At 66.9% G+C, this 2479-nt stretch carries 1 protein-coding gene; it reads left to right on the top strand.

Features of this window, described 5'->3' with window-relative positions; translation table 11 throughout:
• The first annotated feature begins 244 nt into the window (after positions 1 to 244).
• On the top strand, positions 245 to 1567 hold the full coding sequence (locus ACFTSA_RS24325) for an ISL3 family transposase (protein ID WP_377954681.1): 1323 nt from the start codon (positions 245 to 247) through the stop codon (positions 1565 to 1567).
• Positions 1568 to 2479: the final 912 nt, after the last annotated feature.

The following is a 2479-nucleotide window of genomic DNA, read 5'->3' as shown; positions in this document are numbered from 1 at the left end:
CTGCACCCGGGAGGGTGTGGGAGAGTAGGTCACCGCCGGACAACCATTAGGTCGAGAGCCCCAACCACACGGTTGGGGCTCTCCCGCATTTAACCGGCTCTTCGCAGATGAGCGTGGTTAGGGCGGACTGACGCCAAGGCATGGGTGTGTTCTGATGCCGCTGCGGCGTGGTGCGGGAGGAGGGAGGTCAGGGCCTCTTTGAATTGGTAGCGACCAAGCTTCCAAATAACAAAGAGACCCTGATATGCCCAATGCTACTTCCTGCCCGGGCGGTCGCTGGTGCGAGCGGGCCGACGCGCTTCTTGGTGTCGAAGGTATCCACGTCTGCTCTGTCACCGTGGCCGGGACCGGCCTGGTTCTGCACGTCGAGACAGCCGAAACTGCCAGCGGCTGTCCGGACTGCGGCGTCGTCGCGATCGGGCACGGCCGCCGGCCGGTCCGGCTCCATGACACCCCGTGTTTCGGCCGTCCGGTGCGGCTGCTCTGGGCCAAGCGTGTCTGGCGCTGCCCGGACCCTGGCTGCCCGAGAACAACGTTCACCGAAGAGCACGAGTTGGCCGGGCCCCGGGCAAAACTCACCGCCAGGGCCGTGACCTGGGCGACCGACGGGCTGCAGCGTTTCGACACCTCGGTCTCCCCCCTGGCCCACCAGCTCGGCGTCTCCTGGCACACCGCCTGGGACGCCATCAAGGCCGAGGCCGCCCGGCGGATCGCAGCGGCCGGCCGGCTGACAGGAGTGGACGCCCTTGGCGTCGATGAGCATGTCTGGTCCCACACCGGCCCGCCCGGCACTGGCATGGTCACCGGGATCGTGGATCACACCCGCGATGCCCACGGTGTGGTCCACGCCAGGTTGCTGGACCTCGTGCCGGGCCGGTCCGGGAGGGCCTACGCCGACTGGCTCAAAGACCGCGGAGAGGAATTCACGGCAGGCATCAAAACCGCGGCGCTGGATCCGTTCCGCGGTTACGCCAACGCGATCCGCGATGAACTGCCCGAAGCCATCACCGTGCTGGACGCGTTCCACGTCGTGAAACTCGGATCAGCCATGGTCGATGAGGTTCGCCGCCGGGTCCAGCAGGACACCCTCGGGCACCGCGGCCGCAAGGGCGACCCGCTCTTCGGCATCCGCCGGACCCTGCAGATCGGCGCCGAACACCTCACGGACAAACAATCCGCCCGGCTCGATGCGAAACTCGCTCTCGGGGACCCGGACCACGAAGTCACCCTGGCCTGGCAGTGCTACCAGAAGCTCCGCCACATCTACCACGCCAGCCCGGCCCGGGGCAGGGAACTCGTCACCGAAGTCATCGGTTCATTCCCCGCCTGCCCGATCCCCGAGATCTCCCGGCTCGGCCGCACCCTCAAGCAATGGAAGGCAGCGATCCTGGCCTACTTCGACACCTTCGGCGCCTCAAACGGCCCCACCGAAGCGATCAACGGCGTCATCGAAACCACCCGCAGAATAGCCCGCGGCTTCCGCAACTTCACCAACTACAGACTCCGATGCCTACTCGCCGCCGGCGGCCACCGCCCCTACCGAATCAAACAAACGAACCACGCTTAAATGCGAAGGGCCATTTAACCACCTTCAAGGCCCCGGGCCCCGACCTCCGCGTCGGGGCCCGGGGCTGTTTAAAGGCCGCCGTCCGTGGACGTTCCAGCCCTGGCCGGCGCCTTCCGGCCGGAGTGCCCGTAAGCGGCTGTGGTGCCAACGACTGACCGGCGCCGGCAGCTGCGCCGGCGGTGCCGCGGGACCCGTCGCGGAGATCCTTCCTCTCCATATCTTCGTGTCCGTTCCCCGGGCGTACTCGAGGCCGGGCCGGGACCGGTGGCGGTGGCCGGGCTGTTCGGGCCGGTGAGCCCGGGTGCGGCGGTCCAGGTGTTTCCGTCCCGCGTGTTTCTGTGTCGTGAGTTTCTGTGCCGAATGTCCGGGGGTGTTTTGGTGAGGAACTTCACCACGGCGGCTTTGCGGACGTTTCGGGGCCGTGGTGGTGGGTGTGGTTTGTGGAGGCCGTGTTTGCGGGTGCCGGCCGGCGGCGCCGGGCCGGCAGCCAGGACGTGCCGGTTAGGCCGGGGAGGACTCCCGGTGCACGGGCCAACAGCTGCCGGCCTGGCCGGGACGTCCGACTGTGACGCGGTCCATAAAACTGATCCGGGCCCTGGGTTGTCCCGTTGGCCGCCTGGAGCGGCCCAAAAACCCCCGCAACTCAAGGGTTCCGCTGCGTGTTCTGCGCGTATTCGGCCGGGTTGCGGTGGGGGCGGGGTGGGTGTAATGTTTTCCAAGTCGCCGCGAGGGAGACAGCGAAGAGCTGGTAACCGCGGGCGGCCAAACCCCCAAAATCAAGACCAGAATCCAGTGACTCTTTCGGTCGCTTGAGCGTGGTGGGGCTGGTTTTTCTGCTGGTGTGGGTCCTGGGATATGGATTTGCGTCGGGGGGTGGAACCGGGTAAGTTTGAAAAGTTGCTCCGGAGCGAT

The organism is Arthrobacter sp. NPDC057013 (assembly GCF_042674585.1).
Lineage (GTDB): Bacteria > Actinomycetota > Actinomycetes > Actinomycetales > Micrococcaceae > Arthrobacter.
Note: the sequence above shows the minus strand (reverse complement) of the source record. Positions and strands in the feature narration are given on the sequence as shown.

Excerpts from the sequence above, each read along its gene's own strand:
- ACFTSA_RS24325 (WP_377954681.1), top strand. The coding sequence starts at position 245 with ATGCCCAATGCTACTTCCTGCCCGGGCGGTCGCTGGTGCGAGCGGGCC.